The sequence below is a fragment of the Streptomyces vinaceus genome (assembly GCF_008704935.1).
Lineage (GTDB): Bacteria > Actinomycetota > Actinomycetes > Streptomycetales > Streptomycetaceae > Streptomyces > Streptomyces vinaceus.
Genome location: NZ_CP023692.1, coordinates 3,645,825 through 3,671,042, shown reverse-complemented (window position 1 = coordinate 3,671,042; position 25,218 = coordinate 3,645,825). Strand labels below are relative to the sequence as shown.

Below are 25,218 nucleotides of genomic sequence, written 5' to 3'. Positions count from 1 at the left end.
GCGGATCCCATAGCTGCGCGGGACAACGGCGTCGTACGGCCGTGATCCGGTGTTCATGGGCCAATGGCAAGCTTGAAACATGAACGATGCTGCCCCGGCGCCCACCCCCGCGCCCGTACCCCGCAAGCGTGCCCGTGTCCGTGCCCCCGAGCTGATCGGCAAGGGCGGATGGATCAACACCGGCGGCAAGGATCTGAAGCTCGCCGACTTCCGAGGTCGCACATTGATCCTCGATTTTTGGACCTTCTGCTGCATCAACTGCCTGCACGTCCTGGACGAGCTGCGCGAGCTGGAGGAGAAGCACCGCGACACCGTCGTGATCATCGGTGTCCACTCGCCGAAGTTCGTGCACGAGGCCGAGCACGCGGCCGTCGTCGACGCCGTCGAGCGGTACGAGGTGCACCACCCCGTCCTCGACGACCCCGAGCTGGCCACCTGGAAGCAGTACGCCGTACGGGCCTGGCCGACGCTCGTCGTCATCGACCCCGAGGGGTACATCGTCGCGCAGCACGCCGGCGAGGGGCACGCACACGCCATCGCGCGCCTCGTGGAGGAGCTCGAAGCCGAGCACGAGGCCAAGGGCACGCTGCGCCGCGGGGACGGGCCGTACGTCGCGCCCGAGCCGGTGGCCACCGACCTCCGCTTCCCCGGCAAGGCGCTCCTCCTGCCGAGCGGGAACCTCCTCGTGTCGGACTCGACGCGGCACCAGCTCGTGGAGCTGGCCCCCGACGGCGAGAGCGTCGTACGGCGCATCGGCAGCGGCGAGCGCGGCTTCGGGCCCGACGCCTTCAGCGAGCCCCAGGGCCTGGCCCTGCTCCCCGACGGCACCGTCGTCGTCGCCGACACCGTCAACCACGCGCTGCGCCGCTTCGACCCGGCGACCGGAGCCGTCGAGACCGTCGCCGGGACCGGCCGCCAGTGGTGGCAGGGTTCCCCGACCTCCGGTCCGGCCCTGGAGGTGGACCTGTCCTCGCCGTGGGACGTCGCCTGGTGGCGGGGCAAGGTGTGGATCGCCATGGCGGGCGTGCACCAGCTGTGGACCTGGGACCCGCAGACGGGGACCGTCGCCGTGTCGGCCGGGACGACCAGCGAGGGCCTGCACGACGGGCCCGCCCCGGAGGCCTGGCTCGCGCAGCCGTCCGGGCTCGCGGCCGCCGGGGACCGGCTGTGGATCGCGGACTCCGAGAACAGCGCCCTGCGGTACGTGGAACCCGAGGGCGAGGGCGGCGACGGGTACGCCGTGCGCACCGCCGTCGGGACCGGCCTGTTCGACTTCGGCCACCGCGACGGCGACGCCGCCCAGGCCCTGCTCCAGCACCCGCTCGGGGTGACCGCCCTGCCGGACGGCTCGGTCGCGGTGTGCGACACGTACAACCACGCCCTGCGCCGCTTCGACCCGGCGACCGGGCAGGTCTCCACGCTGGCCACCGATCTGCGCGAGCCCAGTGACGCGGTGCTGGTCGGCGAGGACATCGTGGTCGTCGAGTCCGCCCGGCACCGGCTGACCCGGCTGCGGCTGCCGGAGGAGGCGGTACGGGTCGACGCCGTCGCGCACCGCACACAGCGGGCCGCGACCGAGGTCGCCCCGGGCACGCTCCGGCTCGACGTGGTGTTCCAGGCGCCGACCGGCCAGAAGCTGGACACCCGCTACGGGCCGTCGACGCGGCTGCTGGTGTCCTCGACGCCGCCGGAGCTGCTGGTGGGCGGCGAGGGGACGGGGACGGACCTGTTCCGGGAGCTGGTCCTGAACCCGGAGGTCACCGAGGGTGTGCTGCACGTCTCGGCGATGGCGGCCTCGTGCGACGACGACCCGGCGAACGAGTACCCGGCGTGCCACGTGCACCAGCAGGACTGGGGAGTGCCGGTGACCGTCACGGCCGACGGCGCCACCCGGCTCCCGCTCGTCCTCGCGGGGATGGACGCCTAGGGGATGGCTGCCTAGGGGCGGGGGCCACGACGACGCGGCGGGACGGCCGGAGCCCCGGGCGGGCTCCGGCGGTACGGCTCTGCGGCTCAGCCCTCGTGCTTGCCGTGGTCCTCGCGCTGCCCGTGGTCCTGGGGCCGGCCGTGGTCCTCGGGCGTCTCCTCGCCCTCCGCAACGTCGGCGACCAGCAGGTTCGGGTCGACGCCGTCGAGGAAGGCGCCGCTGGTGACGAAGACCTTGTGGTGGCGGACCGCCACGGCGGTGGGCCCGGACAGCCCGTCCGCCTTGGTCAGCACGATGGTGTGGGTGCCGTCGGGCCGGACCAGGGCGAGCTCGCTCGCGGTGGTGTTCAGCGCGGCGAGGACGCTCTCGCCGTGTCCGGCGAACGCGAAGTCGTCGATGCCCGTCAGCCCGGTGGCGTGCGTCATGGTCTTCCCCGCGGACCCGTCCTCGTCGACCGGGATCCGCAGCAGCGTGGCCCGGTCGAAGTTCGACACCCAGACCGCGTGGTCGCGCACCTTGATGCCGTTCGCGCCGATGAAGGTGGTCGGCTCCAGCGCCGCTCCGGTGGCCCAGGCCGTCACCTCGGGCTCCTCGTCGAGGGAGATGCGCCACACCGTGCCGAGGACGGAGTCGGCGGCGTAGATCAGCCCGCGGTGCTCGTCGAGGGCGAGGCCGTTCACGAAGCCCTTCGGGGACATGTCGACGAGCTTGGAGACCTCGCGGTCGGGGGTGATCCGGTAGATGCCGCTCTCGGCGGTGCCGGTGTTGTAGCCGACGTACAGCGTCCCGTCGTGGGTGCGGACGATCCCGCTGACGACGGGGACGCCGAGCAGGGGCGTCTGGGGGTCCGCGACGTCGGGCAGGGTCGCGAGGACCTGCTTTCCGCCGTGCCGGTCCACGCGGACCACCTGACGGGCGAGCGCGAGGGTCAGATCGGCGGAGCCGTCGGGCTCCAGGGCGATGTTTTCCGGCGTCTGCCCGGACGCGAAGTCGAAGTGGGCGATGATCCGCGGATCCGCGAGGGAGAGGTCGGCTTCCGGGGACTTCGGGGGCTTCGGAGTGGCCGCGGCGGGTGCGGTCAGGAGCAGGGCCAGCGCGAGGCCCAGGGCGCCCGCGAGGCGCGGCACGGGGGTGAGGCGGAACAGGCGGAGCACGGGACTCTCCTTGTCGGGCCGGGAAGGGCGGGACCCCAGCACAACATGACGGAGTGTCACCATCGGTTCATCGCACCGCGGCGCCGCCGAGATCGACCCGCCCGGCCGAAGCCCGCGCCGCCTCCGGGTACCGGTGGCGGCGCGGCCCGCGGGTCGGACTCAGCCCTCCAGGAACGCCAACAGCGCGTTCGCGAGCAGGTACGGGTCGTCGGCGCCGCACAGCTCGCGGGCGCTGTGCATCGACAGGATCGCGATGCCGATGTCCACGGTCTGGATGCCGTGGCGCGCGGCCGTGATCGGGCCGATCGTCGTCCCGCAGGGCATCGAGTTGTTGGACACGAACGACTGCCACGGCACCCCGGCCCGCTCGCACGCCGCCGCGAACACCGCGCGCCCGCCGCCGTCCGTGGCGTACCGCTGGTTGACGTTGACCTTGAGGATCGGGCCGCCGTTGGCGCGCGGGTGGTGCGAGGGGTCGTGCCGCTCCGCGTAGTTGGGGTGCACGGCGTGGCCGGTGTCCGAGGACAGGCAGATGGTGCCCGCGAAGGCCCGCGCGCGGTCCTCGTACGTGCCCCCACGTGCGAAGACGGAACGTTCCAGCACGTTCCCCAGCAGCGGGCCGTCCGCGCCGGTGTCCGACTGCGAGCCGTTCTCCTCGTGGTCGAACGCGGCCAGCACCGGGATGTGGTCCAGCTTGTCGGCGGTGGAGGCGGCGGAGGCGGCGGTCAGCGCCGCGACGCCCGCGTGCACCGAGACCAGGTTGTCCATGCGCGGGCCGGCGACCAGCTCGCGGTCGCGCCCCAGGTACGAGGGCGGTTCGATCGAGTGGACCATCAGGTCCCAGCCGGCCACCGAGCCCTGCGCCAGGCCCTCTTCCTCCTCCAGGAAGGCGATGAGGTCGCCCTCCTGCACCTCGCCCAGGCCCCAGATCGGCTGCATGTGGCGCTGCTTGTCGAGCTTGAGCCCGTCGCTGTTGACCGACCGGTCCAGGTGCACGGCCAGTTGCGGGACGCGCAGCAGTGCGCGGTCCACGTTGACCAGCCGCTCGCTGCCGTCGCGCAGGGTCAGCCGGCCCGCCAGGCCCAGGTCCCGGTCGAGCCAGGTGTTGAGCAGGGTGCCGCCGTAGATCTCGACCGCGATCTGCCGCCATCCCTGTGAGCCCGTGTCAGGCAGCGGCTTGACGCGCAGGTTGGGGGAGTCGGTGTGCGCGCCGACGATCCGGAACGGCATGTGCGCGGTCGCGCCCTCCGGGACGAACCAGGCGATGAGCGCTCCGCCGCGCAGGACGAACCGGCCCCCGCTGCCCGAGTCCCAGGCGTCCGTTTCCGACAACTGCCTGAAGCCTGCCTTTTCCAGCCGCTCGGCCGCATTGGCCACGGCGTGGTACGGCGACGGACTGGCCGTCAAAAAGGTCATCAGATCGTCGGTGTGGCCGCGGTCGAAGCGGGCGGGAGAGCTCATGTGGTTCACCTTAACGACGGTCGTGTTCGCCATGGTCGGACTGCGGCGGATAGCCGAAACGCCGGGCGCGCGGGCTGCGTGGTCCGCTTCCCGGCGGCTTTTCAGCCCGGCGGGCGCTCGAATCTGCGCTGCAGCTGCCTGCGCTCGCCCCGGCGGATGCGCGGGAGCATCTCCGGGGTCGTCGCGGAGCGCTGCGCGCGTCTCTTGCGTCCGGCGCAGAAGATACAGGCCTCACCGGGAGGCGCGTCCGGATCGATGGGCGCGCCGGGGTGCTCGGAGCAGCCGGAGGCGTTGCGCGGCCTGGACAGCTCGCGCGCCACGATGAACGCCCGGTGGAGATCGTCCGCTATCCGGACGAACTCCTCGGCCGGGGATGAAAAGCCCAGGTGGAAGCGGCGGTCCTCGACCGTGCGGAGGTGGTCGCGCAGGGCCTGCAGCGTGTACGGCGGGTCCGGCACGGGATAGCCCAGCCGGCGCTGCTCCCCCGCGGGCGGGGCGGCGGTGGCCGCGCGGGCGCCCTGCGCGCGCAGTCCGAGGCGGCGCCGGTCGTTGCAGATCAGGCAGCGGCCCCAGCCGTCGGGCGCCTCGGGGTCCAGGGCCCCGTTGGGGTGCTCGGAGCAGCCGGTGTAGCTCTTGGCGGGCGCCAGGCCGGCCGCGGTCTGGAACGCGGTGTACAGGGCGTCGGCGACGGCCTCGTACTCGGCGGGGTGGGCGCCGTCGTACAGCTCCCGCAGATGGTCGCCGAGGCTGCCCAGGGCGGCCTGCAGCTCCTTGAGGGCGTACGGCCGCCCGGTCGGGACGGAGTACCCCCTGCTGTTGCTGTGCTGCTCTGCCGGACTCATGCCTACGAGCGTCCCACGAACCACCGACAACCTGTGAATGCCGACGGCCGGGCCCCCTCGGTGAGGGCCCGGCCGCCGGGCGGATGACCGTACGGGCTAGAACGCGGCCTCGTCGAGCTCCATCAGGGAGTTGTCGACGGCCTCGGCCAGCGCGCGGGCGACCGAGACGTTCGGCAGGACCTGCGAGGCGAAGAACTTCGCCGCCGCGATCTTGCCGGTGTAGAAGGCGACGTCCTTGGCGGGGGCGCCGGCGGCCAGCTTCTCGGCGGCCACGGCCGCGCCCTTGAGCAGCAGGTAGCCGACGACGACGTCACCGGAGGCCATCAGCAGGCGGGTGGTGTTCTGGCCGACCTTGTAGATGTTCTTGACGTCCTCGCCGGTGGCGGTGAGGTCGACGATCATCTGGCCGACGATGGCCTCCAGGTCCACGGCGGCCTTGGCGAGCGCGTCGCGGGCGCCGGCCAGCTCCTCGCCGCCGACGGCCTCGGCCAGGAACTTCTTGATCGTCTCGGAGAGGACGTTCAGCGAGGCACCCTGGTCGCGGACGATCTTCCGGAAGAAGAAGTCCTGGCCCTGGATCGCCGTGGTGCCCTCGTAGAGGGTGTCGATCTTGGCGTCGCGGATGTACTGCTCGATCGGGTATTCCTGCAGGTAGCCGGAGCCGCCGAAGGTCTGCAGCGACTGCGCGAGCTGCTCGTACGAGCGCTCCGAGCCGTAGCCCTTCACGATCGGCAGGAGCAGGTCGTTCAGGCCGATCTCGGCGGAGGCGTCCTCGCCCGCGGCCTGCTTGAGCTGGATGGCGTCCTGGACGGAGGCGGTGTACAGCACCAGGGCGCGCATGCCCTCGGCGTACGCCTTCTGCGTCATCAGCGAACGGCGCACGTCCGGGTGGTGCGTGATGGTGACCTTGGGGGCCGTCTTGTCCATGAAGTTGGCCAGGTCCGGACCCTGCACGCGCTCCTTGGCGTACTCCAGGGCGTTCAGGTAGCCGGTGGAGAGCGTCGCGATGGCCTTCGTGCCGACCATCATGCGGGCGAACTCGATGATCATGAACATCTGGCGGATGCCGTCGTGCTTGTCGCCGATCAGCCAGCCCTTGGCGGGGTGCTGGTCGCCGAAGGTCATCTCGCACGTGTTGGAGGCCTTGAGGCCCATCTTGTGCTCGACGTTGGTCGCGTAGACGCCGTTGCGCTCGCCCAGCTCGCCGGTCTCCCAGTCGAAGTGGAACTTCGGGACGAGGAAGAGCGACAGGCCCTTGGTGCCCGGGCCGTGGCCCTCGGGGCGCGCGAGGACGTAGTGGAGGATGTTCTCCTCCATGTCGTGCTCACCGGAGGTGATGAAGCGCTTCACGCCCTCGATGTGCCAGGAGCCGTCCTCCTGCTGGACGGCCTTGGTGCGGCCGGCGCCCACGTCCGAGCCGGCGTCCGGCTCGGTGAGGACCATGGTGGAGCCCCAGCGCTTCTCGACGGCTATCTGGGCGACCTTCTTCTGCGCCTCGTTGCCCTCTTCGAAGAGGATGCCGGCGAACGCCGGGCCGGAGGAGTACATCCAGATGGCCGGGTTCGAGCCGAGCAGCAGCTCCGCGTAGGCCCAGATGAGGGAGCGGGGCGAGGTGGTGCCGCCGATCTCCTCGGGCAGGCCCAGGCGCCAGTACTCGGAGTCCATGAAGGCTTCGTAGCTCTTCTTGAAGGACGCCGGGACCGGCGCGGTGTTGGTGGCCGGGTCGAAGACCGGCGGGTTGCGGTCGGCGTCCGCGAAGGAATCGGCCAGCTCGTTCTCGGCGAGGCGGGCGATCTCGGACAGGACGCTCTTGGCGGTCTCGGTGTCCATCTCACCGAACGGTCCGGTGCCGTACAGCTTGTCGCGGCCGAGCACCTCGAAGAGGTTGAACTCGATGTCGCGGAGATTCGACTTGTAGTGCCCCATGGCGACGGCTCCGTTAAGGCTCGGGAAGACAGGTTCCTCGTACATACCAATCGGTAATGTCATGATGCTACCCACGGGTAATAAGACGCAACCCCTGATGTGGTGACTGTGACCAGGGTCAAGCCGGACACCACCCGGCCGCGGGTCCGCAACCCTGGCGGGAATGCGCGTCCACGGGGCAGGGGGCGCTCGGTAGGCTTCGCCCTATGTACGGCTACGACCAGAACGTGAGCGCAGGGCAGCAGCAGTACGCCGCCCCGCAGCAGATGGCCGGCGGGTACGGCGAGCAGCCGCTGTACCCCGAGCCCTCGCCGCCGTCGCTCGCCGACGCGGTGCGGGCCTTCACGACCGGGTCGCTGTCCGCCGAGGACTTCCAGCAGATCTTCGCCACGTCGAAGGTCTACTGCCCGCGCGGTGAGACCCCGGGCTTCCTGGCGCTGCACAACACGCAGCAGCCGGTGATCCCCATGTTCACCACGCTCAAGGAGCTCCGCCGGTACGCCGGCAAGGAGTCCAAGTACTTCGTGATCACGGGCGCCGAGGTGATCGACCTGCTGCCGACCGGCTACGGCTTCGTCCTCGACATGGAGGGCGACCACCGCATGGTCTTCGACGCGAAGGCCGTGGAGCAGATGGTCGACTACGCGATGCGCCGGATGTACGGCTGACGCGTACGGGCCGACCGGTGCGGCCGGGGCGTACGGCTTTCATGCACGGCTGAGCGGCCGATCGCGGCCGGTGCGCCAGGGGGGCGGCGGACGATGCTACGGGTGCACTTCACCGCCGAGGACCTGCTGAACGTCACGTTCGCGAGTGAACCGGCCCCCCTGGTGGAGCTGTCGATGGCGCTGATCGCCTGGCAGCGCACGGACGAGCGGGCCGTTTTCGGCCGCTGGCGCGCCGCGGTCGGCCGCGAGCTGCCGGGCCGGGCCCGCCCGCTGCTGGACCTGCTGCGGCCCGACGGCGACAATCCGCAGTTCATCGAGCCGCTGTCGCGCACCCTGGAGGACGGGCTGGCGGCCGTACGGGAGGCGGCGCCGCGGCTCGGCGACGGCCTCCTGTACCGGGTCGCGGGCCGGGCTCCCGGCGCTCCCTCCTGGCTGCGGGCGCTGTGGGGCCAGGACCGTACGGCCTGGGACCAGCTGGAGACGGCCGTCCGGTCCGCGCACGAGGCGGTCATCGCCCCGCACTGGCCGCGGATACGGCAGTCCTTCCAGGCGGACGTCGCCTGGCGCACCCGGCTGCTGGCCACCCACGGCATCAAGGCGTGCCTGGCCGGCACCCACCCGAAGGCCGGCTGGTCGGGCACCGTGTTCGAGGTCGGGGAGCCGCCGGACTACGAGGTCCGGCTGGGCGGCGGCGGCCTGCTGCTCATGCCGTCGGCGTTCTGGACGGGGCGCCCGCTGCTCGCCGACCGGCCCGACGGGTCGCACGTACTGCACTACCCCGCGATGAGCCCGCTGCCCCTGGTGGCGGAGGGCCCGGCGGCGGGGGCGCTGGACGCGCTGCTGGGGCGGACGCGGGCGGCCGTGCTCCAGCTGCTGGTGGAGCAGCGCACGACGAGCGAACTGGCCCGGGACCTCGACATCAGCCTGCCCTCGGTGTCCGAGCACACCCGCACCCTGCGCGCGGCCGGGCTCATCACGACGGCGCGGGACGGCAAGGCGGTCCTCCACTCGGCGACGGGCCTGGGCGTGGACCTGCTCCACAGCGGGCGCTGACCTTTCGGCCGTGCCCGAAAGGATCGCGGTGCGCCCCCCGGCTCCCGACCATCGGTGGTGCGGGGGAAGCCCGCTCCTGTCGAGAGGGAGACTGCGATGTCACGTATGCCCTTACGCACGTCCTTGCGTACGAACCTCGCCGCGCTCGCGGCCACCGGGGCACTGGCGCTGGGCACGGGGGTCCTGGCGGCACCGCCCGCGGCGGCCTCGGACCAGATGTTCTACGGCTGTCCCTCCGGGGCCGCGTGCATCTACGGGGCGGGCGCGGCCCTCAGCACCGGCCCGACCAACTCCTTCTGGAGGGCGGGAACCTACAACCTGAGCGGCCAGAACAACTGGCACTACGTGAAGAACAACCAGACCGGTGGCTGGAAGTTCCGGCTGTGCACCGGGTGGAACGGCACGGGGACCTGTTACACGATGGCCCAGGACGAGCTGTGGTGGGTCGACCTGACACCCATCAACTCGGTCGTCGTCACGCCGTAAGTCCATAGGCGCAGGTCAGAGGCTTCGGGCCCCGGGGGGAATTCCTTCGGGGCCCTTCCTGTTGCGTGGGGGTGTGGCAGAAAGTTCGAGTTTCAACTAAACTCGACGCAGAAGGAGGTTACGACCATGCCTGCAGTGACTGTGGAGAACCCGTTGACGCTCCCCCGCGTCGCCGAGCCCGCCCAGGAGACCGCCGCCCGCAAGGTGCTGGCCGTCACGACCGCCCCGGGTGGTTTCGAGGGCGAGGGGTTCCCGGTGCGCAGGGCGTTCGCCGGGATCAACTACCAGCACCTCGACCCGTTCATCATGATGGACCAGATGGGCGAGGTGGAGTACGCCCCCGGTGAGCCCAAGGGCACCCCCTGGCACCCCCACCGCGGCTTCGAGACCGTCACGTACCTGATCGACGGAACCTTCGTCCACCAGGACAGCAACGGCGGCGGCGGAGTCATCAACGGCGGTGACACCCAGTGGATGACCGCGGGTTCCGGCCTCCTGCACATCGAGGCCCCGCCGGAGTCCCTGGTCGTGTCCGGAGGGCTCTTCCACGGCCTCCAGCTGTGGGTGAACCTCCCGGCCTCCGACAAGATGATGCCCCCGCGCTACCAGGACATCGGCGGCGGCCAGGTCCAGCTGCTGTCCACCCCCGACGGCGGCGCCCTGCTCCGCGTGATCGCCGGTGAACTGGACGGCCACGCCGGCCCCGGCATCACCCACACCCCGATCACCATGATCCACGCGACCGTCACCCCGGGCGCGCAGCTCACCCTCCCGTGGCGCGAGGACTTCAACGCCCTCGCGTACGTCATGGCCGGGCGCGGCAGCGTCGGCACCGACCGGCGGCCCGTCCACACCGGGCAGACGGCGGTCTTCGGCGAGGGCGGCTCGATCACGGTGCGCGCGGACGAGTCCCAGGACTCCCACACCCCGGACCTGGAGGTCGTCCTCCTCGGCGGGCGTCCCATCCGGGAGCCGATGGCGCACTACGGGCCGTTCGTCATGAACAGCCGCCAGGAGCTCCAGCAGGCCTTCGACGACTTCCAGGCCGGCCGGCTGGGGACCATCCCCACCACCGCCCGGGAGCGCAACAAGTCGGCGGACCAGCACTCCTGACCCGTGCGGCGCGCTACTCCGGGGGCCCCGGCTCCGCCCCGGCCCCCGCGTAGCGCGCCCGCATCTGCGACACCACCCCGAACGCGGCGGCGGTCAGCGGTACCGACAGGAGCATGCCGAGGATCCCGGCGACACTGGCGCCGGCGGTGATGGCCAGCATGACCACGGCGGGGTGCATCTGCACGGTCCGGCTCTGGATCACGGGCTGGAGGATGTGCCCCTCCAGCACCTGTACGGCGAGCACCACGCCCACGGCCCACAGGCCGATGAACCAGCCCCGCTCGGCGAAGGCGACGAGGACCGCGACCGCGCCGGAGATGAAGGCGCCCAGGTAGGGGATGTACGCGCCGACGAAGACCAGGGCGCCGAGACCGACCGCGCCGGGGACGCGGAGCACGAGCAGCCCGACCGTGATGCACACGGCGTCGATCAGGGCGATGAACGTGGTCCCGCGCATGAAGCCCTCCACGGCCTCGAAGGCGCGCCGGGCCGTCGCCTCGACGGTGTCGCCGGCGCCGCGGGGCGCGAGCGAGCGCAGGGTGGCGGCCGCGCGGTGCGCATCGCGCAGGAAGAAGAACATCAGCAGGAGGGCGAGCACGGCGGTGGCGAGCACCTCGCCGACGACGCTGAGGCCGGTGATGACGCCGGAGGCGGCCGTACCGCCGAACTTCGCCAGCAGCTCCTTGGCGTTCGAGGCCAGGTCCTCCAGCGAGGTCCCGGCGGGCCCGAAGCGGCCGGCGAGGTCTTGCCCCGCCTGCTTGAGGGAGCCGAGGATCTGGTCGCCGGTGTCGATGAGGGCGTGGACGACGACGTACCCGGCGCCGCCGAACACCGCGACCACGCCGAGGCAGGTGAGCGCGGCGGCCAGTGAGCGGTGCATCCCCATCCGTACGAGGCGCAGGTGCATCGGCCGGAGCAGGGCGACGCCGAGCAGCGCGAGCAGGACGGGCGTGACGGCGGTCTTGAAGGTGATGCACAGCCACACGCCGACGGCGACCACGCCGGTGACGAGCAGGGCGACCACGCACCAGGCGGCCAGCCGCCTGACCGGCGGCGGGAGCAGAGTCAGCACCCCTGCATCCAACCACGGCGCCGCGGCGCGGGATCGGCTGCGCTAGGAGTCGTCCTTGCCCTGTTCGTACATCTCGAACCAGATCGACTTGCCCTCGCCGCGCGGGTCCACGCCCCAGGTGTCCGCCAGCATCTCCATCAGCAGGACGCCCCGGCCGCTCGAAGCCATCTCGCCCGGATGCCGCTTGTGGGGCAGCTCGTCGCTGGCGTCGGCGACCTCGATGCGCAGCCGCCGCGTCCCCAGTTCCCCCGCCGCCTCCGCGACGAGCAGCGCGTCGCCGTCCGTGTGCATCAGGACGTTGGTGACCATTTCGGAGACCATGAGCACCGCCGAGTCCACCTGTTCCGCGTCCGCCCAGTCGTGCAGCAGCTCCCGGATCTGCCGGCGTGCGCCCGCGATCCGCTCCGGCTCGGCCTGCGCCACGGTCAGCATCGTGCGGCGCGCCGGCCGCACCGGGTGCTCCGCGGGGGCCCCGCAGCCGCACTCCGCACCCTCCCGGCACAGCAGGACGACGGCTATGTCGTCCTCGCGCCGGTCGGCCAGCGGGCCGGTGGTGTGGTGCGAGGAAGGCCCGTGCACGGCCTGCACCAGCAGGTCGGCCAGCTTCTCCAGGGCGTCGGAGCCGTGCGCCGCGCCCGGCTCGTACGTCTCCGACTCCAGGATCGCGCGCAGCCGTGCCCAGCCCGTGTCCAGGTCGTGCCCGCCGGTCTCGATCAGCCCGTCGGTGCAGAGCATCATCGTCTCGCCGGGCTCCAGCGTGAACCGCGTCGTCGGGTAGTCCGTGTCCGGGACGATGCCGAGCGGCAGGCCCCCGGCGGTCGGCCGCATCAGCACCGTGCCGTCCGGCATCCGGATCACCGGGTCGGGGTGGCCGGCCCGGGCGACCTCCAGCAGCCCGGTCGCCGGGTCGCACTCCACGTACAGGCAGGTCGCGAAGCGCGGGCTGCGGAAGTCGTCGTCCTCGTACGAGTCGGTGATGCCCGCCAGGAAGCGGGAGGCGCGGGAGAGCACCGCGTCGGGCCGGTGGCCCTCGGAGGCGTACGCGCGGACCGCGATCCGCAGCTGGCCCATCAGCCCGGCGGCCCGTACGTCGTGCCCCTGCACGTCCCCGATGACCAGCGCGAACCGTCCCGACGGCAGCGGGATCATGTCGTACCAGTCGCCGCCGACCTCCAGCCCGCCGCCGGTGGGGACGTACCGGGCGGCGATCCGCATGCCCGGGATGTCGGGGCCCAGCATGGGCATCATCGACCGTTGCAGGTCGGAGGTGAGTTCCCGCTCGGATTCGGCCACGCCCGCCCGCTGGAGGGCCTGGGCCAGCATCCGGGCCACCGTGGTCAGGACGGAGCGCTCGTCCGGGGAGAAGGACACCGGGTGCTTGAACGCGGCCATCCAGGCGCCCATGGTGCGCCCGGCGACGATCAGGGGGAGGAAGGCCCAGGAGGCCCGGCCGAAGCGCTGGGCGAGCGGCCAGGTGGCGGGAAACCGCCGTTTGTAGTCCTCGGGGGAGGGGAGGTAGATCGCCCGTCCCGTACGGACCACCTCGGCGGCCGGGTAGTCGGTGTCCAGCCGCATGTCCGAGAAGGGGGCCTCGTCCCCGGGGCCGTGCCCGTGGTGCCCGATGATCGACAGCCGGTCCCCGGCCACCCCGAAGACCGCCAGCCCGTCGGGGCTGAATCCGGGCATCGACAGCGAGGCGGCCACGCGCAGGACCTCCGCGGTGGACCGGGCCTCGGCGAGCGCCCGCCCCGCGTCCAGCAGGAAGGCCTCGCGGGAGCGCCGCCAGTCGCCGGTGATCGGGGTGTGGACGGCGGTGGTGCCGGGCTGCGGCTCGGCGATCTCCTGGATGGTGCCGATCAGCTCGTAGTCGACGCGGCCGTCGGCGGTCAGGTTCTCCACGGGCTTGGAGCGGCTGCGTACGGTCCGCAGCACCCGCCCGTCCTCGTCCATGATCCGCAGCCGGGCCTCGGCGAGGGTGTCCTCGGCCACCGCGAGGTTGACGATCCCGTTGATCTCGTTCCAGTCCACCGGGTGAAATCGCGACCGTACGACGACCTCCGGCAGCACGGCGGGCTCGGCGGGCAGCCCGAGCAGCCGGGCGGCCTCGCTGTCGAGGGTGACCGTCCCGGAGGCGTTGTCCCATCGCCACAGGCCCGTCGCGATGGCGGCCAGGACGTCCTCGGTGCGCACCCGGTCATCTTTACAGGTCATCCCTCCGGCGTGCCTGTTCACGGGGGTCGGCGGGCACACCGGCACGGTCCCCGGCCCGGACGGTAACCTTGTGAGGGTTGAATCCACCCTGGTATCGCGAAGAACTGGATGACTGATGCATCGGTACAGGTCCCACACCTGCGGCGAGCTCCGCGCCTCTGACGTCAACGCCGACGTCCGGCTGAGCGGCTGGCTGCACAACCGTCGAGACCTGGGCGGCATCCTCTTCATCGATCTGCGCGACCACTACGGCATCACGCAGCTCGTCGCCCGCCCCGGCACCGCCGCGGCCGCCGTCCTGGACAAGCTCTCCAAGGAGACGGTCGTCCGCGTCGACGGCAAGGTCGTCTCGCGTGGCACGGAGAACGTCAACCCCGACCTGCCCACCGGCGAGATCGAGATCGAGGCCGCCGAGGTCGAGGTGCTCGGCGCGGCCGCCCCGCTGCCCTTCACGATCAACACCGACGACGGTGTGAACGAGGAGCGGCGCCTGGAGTACCGCTTCCTCGACCTGCGCCGCGAGCGCATGCACCGCAACATCATGCTGCGCTCGGCCGTCATCGCCTCGATCCGCTCGAAGATGGTGGCCCTCGGCTTCAACGAGATGGCGACCCCGATCCTCACCGCGACCTCCCCCGAGGGCGCGCGCGACTTCGTCGTCCCGTCCCGTCTGAACCCGGGCAAGTTCTACGCCCTGCCGCAGGCCCCGCAGCAGTTCAAGCAGCTGCTGATGATCTCGGGCTTCGACCGGTACTTCCAGATCGCGCCCTGCTTCCGCGACGAGGACGCCCGCGCCGACCGCTCGCCGGGCGAGTTCTACCAGCTCGACGTGGAGATGTCCTTCGTCGAGCAGGAGGACGTCTTCCAGCCGATCGAGCGCCTGATGACCGAGCTCTTCACCGAGTTCGGCGGCGGCCGCGAGGTCACCTCGCCGTTCCCGCGGATCCCCTTCCGCGAGTCGATGCTGAAGTACGGCAACGACAAGCCCGACCTGCGCGCCAAGCTGGAGCTCGTCGACATCACCGACGTCTTCGAGGGCTCGGAGTTCAAGGCGTTCGCCGGCAAGCACGTGCGTGCGCTGGCCGTCCCGGACACCGCCGCGCAGCCGCGCAAGTTCTTCGACGGCCTCGGCGAGTACGCGATCTCGCTCGGCGCCAAGGGCCTGGCCTGGGTCCGCGTGGGCGAGGACGGTTCGCTGACCGGCCCGATCGCCAAGTTCCTCACCGAGGAGAACGTCAAGGTCCTCACCGAGCGCCTGGGCCTGGTCCCCGGCCACGCCGTGTTCTTCGGCGCCGGCGAGTTCGACGAGGTCTCCAAGATCATGTCGGGCGTGCGCGTGGAGGCCGCCAAGCGCGCCGGCCAGTTCGAGGAGAACGTCTTCCGGTTCTGCTGGATCGTCGACTTCCCGATGTACGAGAAGGACGAGGAGACCGGCAAGATCGACTTCTCGCACAACCCCTTCTCCATGCCGCAGGGCGGCATGAAGGACCTGGAGGAGAAGGACCCGCTCGACATCCTCGCCTGGCAGTACGACATCGTCTGCAACGGCATCGAGCTGTCCTCCGGCGCCATCCGCAACCACGAGCCCGAGGTCATGCTGAAGGCCTTCGAGATCGCGGGTTACGAGGCCGAGACCGTCGAGCGCGAGTTCGCCGGCATGCTGCGCGCCTTCCGCCTCGGCGCCCCGCCGCACGGTGGCATCGCCCCGGGCGTGGACCGCATCGTGATGCTGCTCGCCGACGAGCCCAACATCCGCGAGACCATCGCCTTCCCGCTGAACGGCAACGCGCAGGACCTGATGATGGGCGCGCCCACCGTCCTGGAGGAGTCCCGCCTGCGCGAGCTGAACATCGCGCTGCGCAAGCCGGTGGAGACGAAGGCCGCCGACGCCAAGCCGATCGCGGAGGCCGTCCACCCGGACGCCGCGCGGTAATCGCCGTACGCAGGAGGAAGGGCCCGGGATCCGATGGATCCCGGGCCCTTCGTCATCCGCGTAGGCGGCTCTGGGCTCAGGGCTGAGGGCTGAGGGCTCAGAAGCTCTGGAGCAGGCCCTTGGCGAGGGCGGCCGAGGGCAGCCCGGCCGGGGCGGGGCCGGCGTGGAAGAAGCCGGCGTTCTCGGCGTCCAGCTTGCGCAGGAAGTCGAAGGCCTTGGCGTCGTGGTCGCCGAAGGCGACGAACTGCCAGTACACGCCGGGTGCGGAGGCGGCGGCGTCCGCGATGGCCTGCTTGGCGGGCCGGACGCTGTCGGGGGCGCCGTCGGTCTGGAACACGACGAGGGCGGGGCCTTCGCCGCCGTCCTTCTGGTACCGCTCGACGACGGCCTCCACGGCGACGTGGTAGCTGGTGCGGCCCATGCGGCCGAGTTCGGCGTGGCGGGCTTCGACCCAGGTGTCGTCGTGGGCGTCGAGCGTCAGGTCGGCGGTGCCGTCCACGTCCGTGGAGAAGAACACGGTGTGCATGGTCGCCTCGTCGTCGAGGTGCGCGGCGAGGGCGAGGGCGTGGTCCGCGAGGTGCTGGGCGCTGCCGTCCTTGTAGAACGGGCGCATCGACCCGGAACGGTCCAGGACCAGGTACACCTTGGCCCGCGCGCCGGCCTTGCCCTTGCCCCGGAGCACCGTCCCGGCGGCCTTGTACGCCCCGGCCACCCCGGGAGCCGCCCGCTTCACGTCGGCCAGCGCAAGAGCCGGTCCCCCGGCCTCGACGGCGACGACCTCGCCCACAACCTCGGCCTCGGCAGCGACGGGTTCGGCGACGGGTTCGGCGTCGGGCTCGACGACGGCCTCGGCCTCGGGCTCCGCCTCGACGACGGGCTCGACGACGGCCTCGGCTTCGGGCTCGGCCTCGGCCTCGACGACGGCCTCGGCCTCGGGCTCCGCCTCGACGACGGGCTCGACGACGGCCTCGGCTTCGGGCTCCGCCTCGACGACGGCCTCCGCTTCGGGCTCCGCCTCGACGACGGGCTCCGCCTCGGAAACCTCGGCCTCGGCGGCGACGACCTCGACTTCGGCCACCGGCTCGGCCGTCGGCGTCTCCGCTTCGGCCACGGGCTCGACGACCGGCTCGGCGACCTCGGCCACCGGCTCGGCCACGGGGGCCTCGACCTCGGCCGCCACGGGCTCGGCCACGACCGGGTCCTCGGCCGCCACCGGGTCCTCGGCCACGGCGGGAGCCTCGACCTCGGTGACTGCCTCCGGCTCGGTGACTGCCTCGGGCTCCACCTCGACCTCGGTGGCCGGCTCGGCCGTCGTCGTCGCCGTCTCCGCCTCGGCCGCGACGGTCTCGGCCTTGACCTCCGGCTCCGGCTCGGTGGTGGCGACCTCGGCCACCGGCTCGGCCTCGGCGGCCGCCGGCTCGGCGACCGGCTCCGCCGGGACCTCCGCCGCAGGAGCGGCGACCGGCTCGGGTGCGGCCGCAGGCTGCGGGCGCCGTGCCTCCGGGACCGTCGGGTCCGGGGCCGGGGCGGTGAGGAGGGTCCCCGGTTCACGGTCCCGCGGAGCGGACTGCGGGGGAACCGTCGGATTGTCGAAGGAGGCGGCGACCAGTTCGGCCGCCACGTCCAGGGGGGTCCGTTCCGCCTGGCTCGGGACGGCGGCCGAAGTGGCGTCCGTCATCTCCGGAACCGGCTCGGCAGACCGTCCGAACACCTTGCGCAACAAGCTCCGAATACCCATGGGCCAGGCCTTTCGCATGAGTGCGTGCGTCATTTGTCCGTGCTGCGCGGTTGATCCCTGCCCAGAGTGGACACGTAAGGTTATCGGCCGCTTGGCTGGAACTTCGGCAGGGGCGCCCTTCGTGGCGCCCGGCCCGCCCAGCACACACCCCATCTTGCCGAACTCCCGCACCGACGTGCCCGGTTCACCGGGCGTTCATTCCAGCGCCGCCGCTTCGGCGCAACCCGCGCCTACCGTCACGGCTGGATTCGACCGACATGCTGTCGGCACCCGTGCATCTACGGAGGACACTCGTGCGCAAGCTCCTGCCGCTCATAGGCAACTCGCATGGGGGCGGCCGTTCCGCCCTCACCTGCCGCTACCGCTGTGGCGACGCCTGCTTCCACGAGGTGCCGAACAAGAGCGACAACGAATACGTCGGTGACGTCATCGCGCGCGCCTACTCGCGCCGCTCGATGCTGCGCTCCGCCGCCGTCGTCACGGTCGCGTCCGCCGCCGGTACCGCCATCACCCTCGGCGGCAACGGCTCCTCGGCCACCGCCGCGCCCTCCGCCGACGCCCAGGGTGCGTCCGCCGCCGACGCCGCGGGCGCCCGCGGTCTGCGCTTCAAGGCCGTCGCGCCGAACACCGACGACCGGGTCACCGTCCCCGAGGGCTACGAGCAGAACGTGGTCATCCGCTGGGGCGAGCCCATCGTCAAGGGCGCTCCGGGCTTCAACGCCGACAAGCAGACCGCCGCCGCCCAGGCCGGTCAGTTCGGCTACAACAACGACTTCCTCTCGCTGCTCCCGCTCGGCGGTGACTACGAGCGCCAGCAGCTGCTCGTGGCCAACCACGAGTACACCGACGAGATCCTCATGTTCAAGGGCTACGACCCGGCGAACCCGACCCGCGAGCAGGTCGAGATCGCCTGGGCCGCGCACGGCCTCGGCGTCGTCGTCGTGCAGGAGGACCACCGCAGCGGCAAGCTGACCGCGGTCAACCGCCACCAGCTCAACCGCCGCCTCACCGCGACCAGCGAGTTCAAGCTCACCGGCCCGGCCGCGGGCAGCGCCCTGGTGAAGACCTCCGCCGACCCGACCGGCACCAAGGTCCTCGGCACGCTCAACAACTGCTCCGGCGGCACCACCCCGTGGGGCACCACGCTGCACGGCGAGGAGAACTTCAACCAGTACTTCGCCAACGCCGGCCAGGTCACCGACGCCACCGAGGCCGCCCGCCTGAAGCGCTACGGCGTGACCGCCGGCGCCACCGAGCGCAAGTGGGAGCGTTTCGACAAGCGCTTCGACGTGCTCCAGGAGCCCAACGAGTCGCACCGCTTCGGCTGGGTCGTCGAGCTCGACCCGTACGACCCGCACTCCACCCCGCGCAAGCGCACCGCGCTGGGCCGTTTCAAGCACGAGGGCGCCCAGCCCCGCCTGACCGAGGACGGCCGCCCGGTCGTCTACATGGGCGACGACGAGAAGTTCGACTACTTCTACAAGTTCGTCTCCTCGAAGCAGATGAAGAAGGGCAACTCGCGCGCGGCGAAGGAGCACAACCTCACGCTGCTCGACGAGGGCACCCTCTACGTCGCCAAGCTGACCGGTGACTCCCCGGCCGCCGAGTTCGACGGAACCGGCAAGCTGCCGTCCGACGGCCAGTTCGACGGCTCCGGTGTCTGGATCAAGCTCCTCACCTCCTCCCCCTCCGGCAACGTCTCGCACGTCGAGGGCATGACCGCCGAAGAGGTGGTCGTCTTCACGCGTGAGGCCGGCGACAAGGTGGGCGCCACCAAGATGGACCGCCCCGAGGACATCGAGCCCTCGCCGCGCACCGGCCGCGTGTACGTCGTCCTCACCAACAACAGCGACCGCGGCAAGGCCGGCAAGGCCGGAGCGGACGAGGCCAACCCGCGCAACACGAACAAGCACGGCCAGATCCTGGAGCTCGCCGAGAACTTCGACGACCCGGCCGGCGACGGTTTCGCCTGGCGCCTCTTCCTGGTCGCCGGTGACCCGAAGGACCCGTCCACGTTCTTCGCCGGCTTCCCGAAGGAGAAGGTCAGCCCGATCTCCTGCCCGGACAACGTGACCTTCGACCCGCACGGCAACCTGTGGATCTCCACGGACGGCAACCAGCTCGGCTCCCACGACGGCCTGTTCGGCGTCGCCACCGCCGGTGACCGCCGCGGTGAGCTGAAGCAGTTCCTGACCGTGCCCCGCGGCGCGGAGACCTGCGGCCCGCTGGTCCAGGACAAGCGCGTCCTCGTCGCCGTCCAGCACCCCGGCGAGATCGACGGGGCGTCCGTCGAGAAGCCCCAGTCGGTGTGGCCCGACGGCCCGGGCAAGATCGTCCGTCCGGCGGTCGTGTCGGTCTGGCGCAAGGACGGCAAGAACATCGGCGTGTGATCGGGCCGGTAGGCACGGTCAGTTGACCGGTTGAATCCACCGGGGCGGTGGGTGTTTCACGTGAAACACCCACCGCCCGTTGGCGTTTCATGCGATATCTCCCGATATCATTCGGGGAAGGATTGTCTGACTTCCATGCTTTCATCCGCCAGGCGCCCGACGGGCAGCCTGAGCGTGGTCATCGCCCCTCCGTCGGGCGCGTTGGCGAGGCTCAGGGCGATCTCCAGGACCGCCGCCTGGCCGACCACGATGGTCAGGCCCAGCCCGTGGCCCCGGCCGCGGCCCGGGTCCCCGGTGCGGAAACGCTGAGGGCCCTGCTCGATCAGCTCGGGCGGGTAGCCGGGCCCGTGATCGCGTACGACGACCACCGGGCCCTCGACGGTCACCTCGACCGGCGGTTCCCCGTGTTTGTCGGCGTTGACGAGCAGGTTGGCCAGGATCCGGTCCAGCCGCCGCCGGTCGGTGAGCACCACGATGTCCCGGACGACCCGTACGGAGGCCTCCAGGCGAGTCGCCCGGACGGCCCGGCGCACCGCCTCGCCGAGCTCGACCCGGGCCAGGTCGGCGCGCTCGACGCCCGACTCCAGCCGGGAGATCTCCAGCAGGTCCTCGGTGAGCAGGTGCAGGGCCTTGAGCCGGTCGTTGATCATCTCTTTGGGCCGCCCCTCCGGCAACAGGGCGGCCGCGGCCAGCGAGCCGGTGAGCGGGGTGCGCAGCTCGTGCGCGACGTCCGCGGTGAAGCGCTTCTCCGCCTCGATCCGCTCCTGGAGGGACCGGGCCATCGAGTCCAGTGCCACCGCGACGTCCCGCACCTCGTCGCGGTAGCGCGGCCGGCGCCGTCCGCCGCCTGCGGCGGAGCCTGCCGTGCCGTCCGCGGCCTTCTTGCCGTCCCCGCCGTCGTGCTCGACGGGGAATCCCACGCGCGCGTCCAGGTCCCCGGCGCTGATCCGGCGGGCCACGGCCGCCGTGGTGGTCAGCCGGCGGCTGATCCGGTTGGCGAGGAACAGGCCGGCCAGCGCGACGATTCCGGCGGCGAGCGCCGCCGAGGCGAGGATCGCGGTGTCGATGTCCCGCAGCCGGTGGCGGGTGCTCTCGTACGGGAGCCAGATGGCGAGGGCCTTGTCGTCGGCGGGTCCGGCGGCCCACATGACCGGTTCGCCGGCGCGCTCGCCGACCATGCTGCCGGTGCGTCCGCCCGCCACGAGCCTGCGCAGCGCGCCGGGGAGCTCGGGTGGATCGACGGCGACGTTCACATCGCCGTGGGAGGTGCCGTACTGGTACTGGGCGAGGGCGTAGTCCAGGTCCCGGTCCGCGTCCTTGCGGACCTCTCCGACGATCTGCCGGGCGACCACGTTGTGCACGAGGATCCCGAGGACCGCCGCGACGGCGCAGCACACCGCCGTGGTGGTCAGGGCGATCTTCCAGCGCAGACTGCTCGTCACCCGCATGGCGGCCGGTCCCCTCAGCCCCGGCTCGCGGAGGAGCACGGGGTGGCGCCGCTCTTCGCGCCCGGGCATTCGTCGAGGGTGAGCTGGGACAGGTTCATGATCCCGGCCTTGGGGTCCCACACGTAGTCGGAGACGGAGACCTTCTCCGGGTTCGAGGTCGGCTCGCGGACCGCCAGGTGTTCGGCGGCCACCTCCACGCCTTCCAGCACCCCGCGCCGGGACAGGATCCGGGCGATCGTCCCGTCGTCCTTGACGGTGTAGACGCGGAGTTCGCTGACCCGGCCGTCGATGTCCAGTGCGGTGATCAGCTCTTCGCGGCCGTCGCCCGTCACGTCGTGCAGCACCGGGGGTCGCACCGGGCAGTCGGGACCTCCGTCCACAGCCTGTGTACACAGTGCGAGCCGCTGCACCGCCCGGGGGTCGACGAGGCGTCCGGTCCCCTCGTCCTGGGCGGTGGCGGCGGTGATGTCGGCCCGTACGACCTCCACCGCGTTCACGCCCCGCATGCTGAGCCCTGCGACCTTGGGCAGCCCCGGGACCACTGCGGCCGTACCGGGGTTCTGGCCCGGGCCGGGCGGGTCCGGATGGATGTCCGCCCACAGGGACTGCGGGGCGTGCACCGTGCCCAGGTCGCCGTCGTCGTGCAGCCCGTCCACATCCGCGCACCCGGCCGCCGCCGCGAGGACGGCGGCGAGGACCGGGGCCGCCGTGCGGCCGCGCCGGGAGAGGGGCCTCATGCACCGATGCTCTCCCGGCCGGGGCGTGCGGGCCCGGCCCCGGGGCCGTTCGGGTGACGCGCGGGCCGGGCCCGGGGAGGGCGCTCCCGTGTCAGTGGTCGTCGTCGGCGGCGATGGCGCGGGCCGCGGCGAGCTCCTGGCGCACCGGGGCGAGGACGGAGGCCTCGTCCCCGGGCGGCAGCGCCGCAGGGCGCAGCTGGGTCGGCGTCCTGACCCTGCGTACCCCCTCGGCGAGGGCCCGCAGGTCGGAGATGACGATCGCCACCTCCTCGTCGGCGGGGGCTTCGGCGCCGTGATTGACCCGGACCCGGGCCGCGGTGGTCGCGTCGACGATCCGCTCGACGGCGACGACCAGCGGCCACCACGCGGCGGCCCGCACCCCCGTCGGCGGCGGCTCGGTCAGCGCCCGCTGGAACTCGTTGCGTACGCCCGACATCTCGCGGTAGATCCTCCGCCGGGCCTGGAGCCGGGCGGTCCGCGCGGCCTGCCGGCCGGCGTCCGTGTCCGGGTGGGTGCCGAAGGCCCGTTCCACGTACCGCGCCGCGTCGTCCACGGTGTCGGCGAGCCGGTGGCCGATCCGGGTGTGCCAGCTCTCGGGCCACAGCAGATAGCCGGCGATCAGGGTGATGGCGCAGCCGATCAGGCTGTCCAGCAGCCGGGGCCGGATCAGGTCGAAGCCCTGGTGGTTGAGGAGGTCGGAGAGCAGCAGGATCACCGGGGTGATCGCGGCGGTCTGGAAGGCGTACCCCTTGGCGGAGAACGCCGGGATCAGCGCGCCCAGTACCACCATCACCGGCACGTCCCACCAGCCGCGCGGCACCTCGGCGAGCACGGCGGCTGCGATGACCAGCCCGGCCGCCGTGCCGAGGGCGCGCAGCACGGCCCGGGAGAACACCGAGCCGAAGTCGGGCTTGAGGACGAAGGTGACGGTCAGCGCGACCCAGTAGGACCGCTCGACCGGCACCACGGAGACCAGGGTCTGGGCGAGCCCGATGCACAGGGCCAGGCGCAGTCCGTACCGCCAGGAGGCGCCGGACAGCATCATGTCGCGTACCGCCCGCCGGGCGCGGACCGTCAGCGCGGCGGGCTTGCCGAGCCGGTCGTCGATGTTGTGCAGGTCCGGCTCGGGCACGTGCACGATGGCCGCGGCGTGCTGCAGGGCCGCGTCGAGGGCCCGTTCGGCGGGGGTGTGCGGCGCGGGCAGGTCCAGTACGGGCTTGCCGGTGCGGCCCTCCTCCACGGCCTGTGCCAGGTCCCGTACGGCCGCCGGGATCTCGGGCGGCAGCGGTCTGCCCCGCAGGTGCATGGCGGGCGCGGCCTCGACCAGCGGGATCACCACGTTCAGCTGGGCCAGCATCCGTACGAGCGCGGGGCTGCGGCCGTGCACCCGGGCGCGCCGGCCCAGGACCAGGTCGTAGGCCTGGTTGAGGGCGTGCGTGACCTGCCGGCGGCGCTCGTCGTAGTCCGGTCCGCCCGCGGCGTCCAGGGCGTCGGCGAGGGCCCGGTAGGTGGCCGCCACGGCGGCGCGCTCCGGCTGCCGGCCGCGCAGCGGCCAGCCCAGCAGGGTCAGCAGGAGGACGAAGAGCCCGCCCGCGCTGAGCAGCAGGGGCGCCGTCCACCAGGGCTGGGGGAGCGGCAGGCCGGCGCCGACGACGGCGTTGAGGAGCAGCAGCAGTCCGGAGACGGACGCGACCGTGCCGATCGAGGAGATCATCCCGGAGACGAGGGCGATCAGGGTGAGGGCGCCGACGGCGAGCCAGCCGTGGCCGTAGACCAGCGTGCCCAGGGCGACGCCGACCGCGCCGAACAGCTGGGGCACGGCGATGTTCAGCACCCTCATCCGGTATGCGTCGGCGGTGTCGCCGATGACCCCGGACAGGGCGCCCATCGAGACGAGGGCCCCGTACTCGGGCTCGTTCAGGGCGAATCCGACGGCGAGGGGGGCGGCCATCGCGATGCCGGCGCGCGCGGCGGCGGCCCAGGGGATCGGGGCGGTGCTCGGCCGCAGTCCCTTGAGCAGCCAGGCGGGCGGAGCCGGCGGACGGTGCCGGGGGCGCCCGGAGGGTATGTGTTCGGTGCGTTCGGTGCTCATTCAGCTTCCGTGCGGCCGCTCGTGAATCGGTTCTTCTGCGCTGTTCCGGGGTCTTGCGTTCTTCTTGGGTTCTTCTCGTCTTCTTCTGGGGCGTTCTGCGCTCTCCGGTACGTTCCGAGCTTATGGGGTGCGGCGCAGTCGGCCCGTCAGCCAGGCGGCGAGCGCGGCGGCGAGCCCGATCGCCAGGACCACCCAGGCGGTGGTGCGCAGGAACGCGGTGAGCGCGTCGTACACCGCCGCGGCGGCCGCCCGGTCGATGTCGGCGGGCAGATCGTCGAGGGTGAGCCGGCGGAAGACGGCCACCGCGATCCACAGCAGTACGGCGCCCACGGCCACCCCCAGCCCGGTGGCGATCACGGCGCGGCGCCGGTGGACGGCGACGGCGATCGCCGCCGCCGCGAGCACCACGGTCAGCACGGGAAGCCAGATGCCGGCGATCTGCAGCATGCGGAAGCCCTTCCGGAGCGCGCCGAGGTTGTCGTACTCCATGACCGTCACCGCGACGTGCGTCACCGGGATCCGGTCGGCGAACGGCACGCCGTCGGCGACGAGGTCCCCTTTGACCTGCTCGATCACGGGAGCCAGGTCGATGGTGACGGCGTTTCCCTCACCGGTGGTGAGGGCCTTGAAGAAGGCGGCGTGCGCGGCGCGGTTGGCGGCGTCCCAGGCGGTGCGGTAGGCCGGGGTGCCGGCGAAGGAGCGCAGGGCCTCCCCGAGCAGTGCGTCGACCCCGCCCTGGAAGGGCCCGGCGTCGATCTGCCCGGAGAGGGCGCGGCCCGCCTGGGTGACCACGACCTCCTGCACTGCCGGGTTCTCGGCCAGCGGGGCCATCGCCGCGGTGTACCGGTCGGCGTCGCCCAGCTCGTGGTCGGCCCAGTACGCGACGGCGCCGGCGGGCACCAGGAGGGCCACCAGCACGATGAGTACCGCCGAGAGGAAGGTGCGCACGTCACCAGGGAAAGCCGCG

18 protein-coding genes are annotated in these 25,218 nt (G+C 72.1%); 7 read left to right on the top strand and 11 right to left on the bottom strand.

Annotated features, from left to right (window positions below; translation table 11 throughout):
* The first annotated feature begins 79 nt into the window (after window positions 1-79).
* Window positions 80-1,927, top strand: coding sequence for an NHL domain-containing thioredoxin family protein (locus tag CP980_RS16420; protein ID WP_150528478.1), 1,848 nt, complete (start codon window positions 80-82; stop codon window positions 1,925-1,927).
* Window positions 1,928-2,013: 86 nt separating this feature from the next.
* On the opposite strand, the gene CP980_RS16415 is transcribed toward CP980_RS16420, so the two are convergent.
* From CP980_RS16415 to CP980_RS16400, 4 genes are all read right to left on the bottom strand, one after another.
* A complete protein-coding gene (locus CP980_RS16415; RefSeq protein ID WP_189999056.1) occupies window positions 2,014-3,081 on the bottom strand; it encodes a hypothetical protein in 1,068 nt (355 codons plus the stop codon).
* Window positions 3,082-3,240: 159 nt separating this feature from the next.
* A complete protein-coding gene (locus tag CP980_RS16410; RefSeq protein ID WP_132758245.1) occupies window positions 3,241-4,542 on the bottom strand; it encodes a M18 family aminopeptidase in 1,302 nt (433 codons plus the stop codon).
* Between the two features lie 101 nt (window positions 4,543-4,643).
* On the bottom strand, window positions 4,644-5,384 hold the full coding sequence (locus CP980_RS16405) for a hypothetical protein (protein ID WP_150528477.1): 741 nt from the start codon (window positions 5,382-5,384) through the stop codon (window positions 4,644-4,646).
* Between the two features lie 96 nt (window positions 5,385-5,480).
* Entirely contained in the window at window positions 5,481-7,310 is a 1,830-nt protein-coding gene (locus tag CP980_RS16400) for an acyl-CoA dehydrogenase (RefSeq protein WP_150530248.1), read from the bottom strand.
* A gap of 206 nt (window positions 7,311-7,516) precedes the next feature.
* On the opposite strand from CP980_RS16400, the gene CP980_RS16395 reads away from it, so the two are divergent.
* From CP980_RS16395 to CP980_RS16380, 4 genes are all read left to right on the top strand, one after another.
* Window positions 7,517-7,978 (top strand): SseB family protein, encoded by a 462-nt coding sequence (locus CP980_RS16395; RefSeq protein WP_099890461.1) that lies wholly within the window; start codon window positions 7,517-7,519, stop codon window positions 7,976-7,978.
* A 102-nt stretch (window positions 7,979-8,080) separates the two neighbouring features.
* Window positions 8,081-9,031, top strand: a complete 951-nt coding sequence (locus CP980_RS16390; protein WP_132758249.1) for a winged helix-turn-helix domain-containing protein — start codon at window positions 8,081-8,083, stop codon at window positions 9,029-9,031.
* 105 nt (window positions 9,032-9,136) lie between these two features.
* Entirely contained in the window at window positions 9,137-9,517 is a 381-nt protein-coding gene (locus CP980_RS16385; protein WP_132758251.1) for a hypothetical protein, read from the top strand.
* Between the two features lie 126 nt (window positions 9,518-9,643).
* Complete coding sequence (locus CP980_RS16380; RefSeq protein ID WP_132758253.1) at window positions 9,644-10,630, top strand: pirin family protein; 987 nt, start codon at window positions 9,644-9,646, stop codon at window positions 10,628-10,630.
* Between the two features lie 13 nt (window positions 10,631-10,643).
* Here CP980_RS16380 and CP980_RS16375 read toward each other — a convergent pair whose 3' ends face one another.
* Together CP980_RS16375 and CP980_RS16370 are read right to left on the bottom strand one after the other, a co-directional pair.
* Complete coding sequence (locus tag CP980_RS16375; RefSeq protein WP_150530247.1) at window positions 10,644-11,699, bottom strand: AI-2E family transporter; 1,056 nt, start codon at window positions 11,697-11,699, stop codon at window positions 10,644-10,646.
* 45 nt (window positions 11,700-11,744) lie between these two features.
* Window positions 11,745-13,892, bottom strand: a complete 2,148-nt coding sequence (locus tag CP980_RS16370) for an ATP-binding SpoIIE family protein phosphatase (RefSeq protein ID WP_150530246.1) — start codon at window positions 13,890-13,892, stop codon at window positions 11,745-11,747.
* A 136-nt stretch (window positions 13,893-14,028) separates the two neighbouring features.
* Here CP980_RS16370 and aspS point away from each other — a divergent pair, with 136 nt between their 5' ends.
* The gene (aspS, locus tag CP980_RS16365) at window positions 14,029-15,846 is read left to right on the top strand and encodes an aspartate--tRNA ligase (RefSeq protein WP_132758255.1); all 1,818 of its coding nucleotides are present in this window, start codon (window positions 14,029-14,031) and stop codon (window positions 15,844-15,846) included.
* 97 nt (window positions 15,847-15,943) lie between these two features.
* Here aspS and CP980_RS35160 read toward each other — a convergent pair whose 3' ends face one another.
* The gene (locus CP980_RS35160; protein WP_229907323.1) at window positions 15,944-17,524 is read right to left on the bottom strand and encodes a VWA domain-containing protein; all 1,581 of its coding nucleotides are present in this window, start codon (window positions 17,522-17,524) and stop codon (window positions 15,944-15,946) included.
* 353 nt (window positions 17,525-17,877) lie between these two features.
* Here CP980_RS35160 and CP980_RS16355 point away from each other — a divergent pair, with 353 nt between their 5' ends.
* Complete coding sequence (locus CP980_RS16355; protein ID WP_150528476.1) at window positions 17,878-19,974, top strand: PhoX family protein; 2,097 nt, start codon at window positions 17,878-17,880, stop codon at window positions 19,972-19,974.
* A 107-nt stretch (window positions 19,975-20,081) separates the two neighbouring features.
* Here the strand turns inward: CP980_RS16355 and CP980_RS16350 are convergent, their stop codons facing one another.
* The 4 genes from CP980_RS16350 to CP980_RS16335 all read right to left on the bottom strand — a co-directional run bounded on the left by CP980_RS16350 (window position 20,082) and on the right by CP980_RS16335 (window position 25,199).
* Window positions 20,082-21,491, bottom strand: a complete 1,410-nt coding sequence (locus CP980_RS16350) for a sensor histidine kinase (protein ID WP_373312970.1) — start codon at window positions 21,489-21,491, stop codon at window positions 20,082-20,084.
* The gene (locus tag CP980_RS16345; RefSeq protein WP_229907324.1) at window positions 21,437-22,159 is read right to left on the bottom strand and encodes a hypothetical protein; all 723 of its coding nucleotides are present in this window, start codon (window positions 22,157-22,159) and stop codon (window positions 21,437-21,439) included. The genes CP980_RS16350 and CP980_RS16345 overlap by 55 nt, the downstream gene beginning before the upstream one ends.
* A gap of 91 nt (window positions 22,160-22,250) precedes the next feature.
* Window positions 22,251-24,251, bottom strand: a complete 2,001-nt coding sequence (locus CP980_RS16340) for an FUSC family protein (RefSeq protein WP_150528475.1) — start codon at window positions 24,249-24,251, stop codon at window positions 22,251-22,253.
* A gap of 120 nt (window positions 24,252-24,371) precedes the next feature.
* Complete coding sequence (locus CP980_RS16335; protein WP_132758261.1) at window positions 24,372-25,199, bottom strand: hypothetical protein; 828 nt, start codon at window positions 25,197-25,199, stop codon at window positions 24,372-24,374.
* Window positions 25,200-25,218: the final 19 nt, after the last annotated feature.

Coding starts and splice junctions, on each gene's coding strand:
- CP980_RS16420 (WP_150528478.1), top strand. CDS start 80: ATGAACGATGCTGCCCCGGCGCCCACCCCCGCGCCCGTACCCCGCAAG.
- CP980_RS16410 (WP_132758245.1), bottom strand. CDS start 4,542: ATGAGCTCTCCCGCCCGCTTCGACCGCGGCCACACCGACGATCTGATG.
- CP980_RS16405 (WP_150528477.1), bottom strand. CDS start 5,384: ATGAGTCCGGCAGAGCAGCACAGCAACAGCAGGGGGTACTCCGTCCCG.
- CP980_RS16400 (WP_150530248.1), bottom strand. CDS start 7,310: ATGGGGCACTACAAGTCGAATCTCCGCGACATCGAGTTCAACCTCTTC.
- CP980_RS16395 (WP_099890461.1), top strand. CDS start 7,517: ATGTACGGCTACGACCAGAACGTGAGCGCAGGGCAGCAGCAGTACGCC.
- CP980_RS16385 (WP_132758251.1), top strand. CDS start 9,137: ATGCCCTTACGCACGTCCTTGCGTACGAACCTCGCCGCGCTCGCGGCC.
- CP980_RS16380 (WP_132758253.1), top strand. CDS start 9,644: ATGCCTGCAGTGACTGTGGAGAACCCGTTGACGCTCCCCCGCGTCGCC.
- aspS (WP_132758255.1), top strand. CDS start 14,029: ATGCATCGGTACAGGTCCCACACCTGCGGCGAGCTCCGCGCCTCTGAC.
- CP980_RS35160 (WP_229907323.1), bottom strand. CDS start 17,524: ATGACGGACGCCACTTCGGCCGCCGTCCCGAGCCAGGCGGAACGGACC.
- CP980_RS16350 (WP_373312970.1), bottom strand. CDS start 21,491: ATGCCCGGGCGCGAAGAGCGGCGCCACCCCGTGCTCCTCCGCGAGCCG.
- CP980_RS16345 (WP_229907324.1), bottom strand. CDS start 22,159: ATGAGGCCCCTCTCCCGGCGCGGCCGCACGGCGGCCCCGGTCCTCGCC.
- CP980_RS16340 (WP_150528475.1), bottom strand. CDS start 24,251: ATGAGCACCGAACGCACCGAACACATACCCTCCGGGCGCCCCCGGCAC.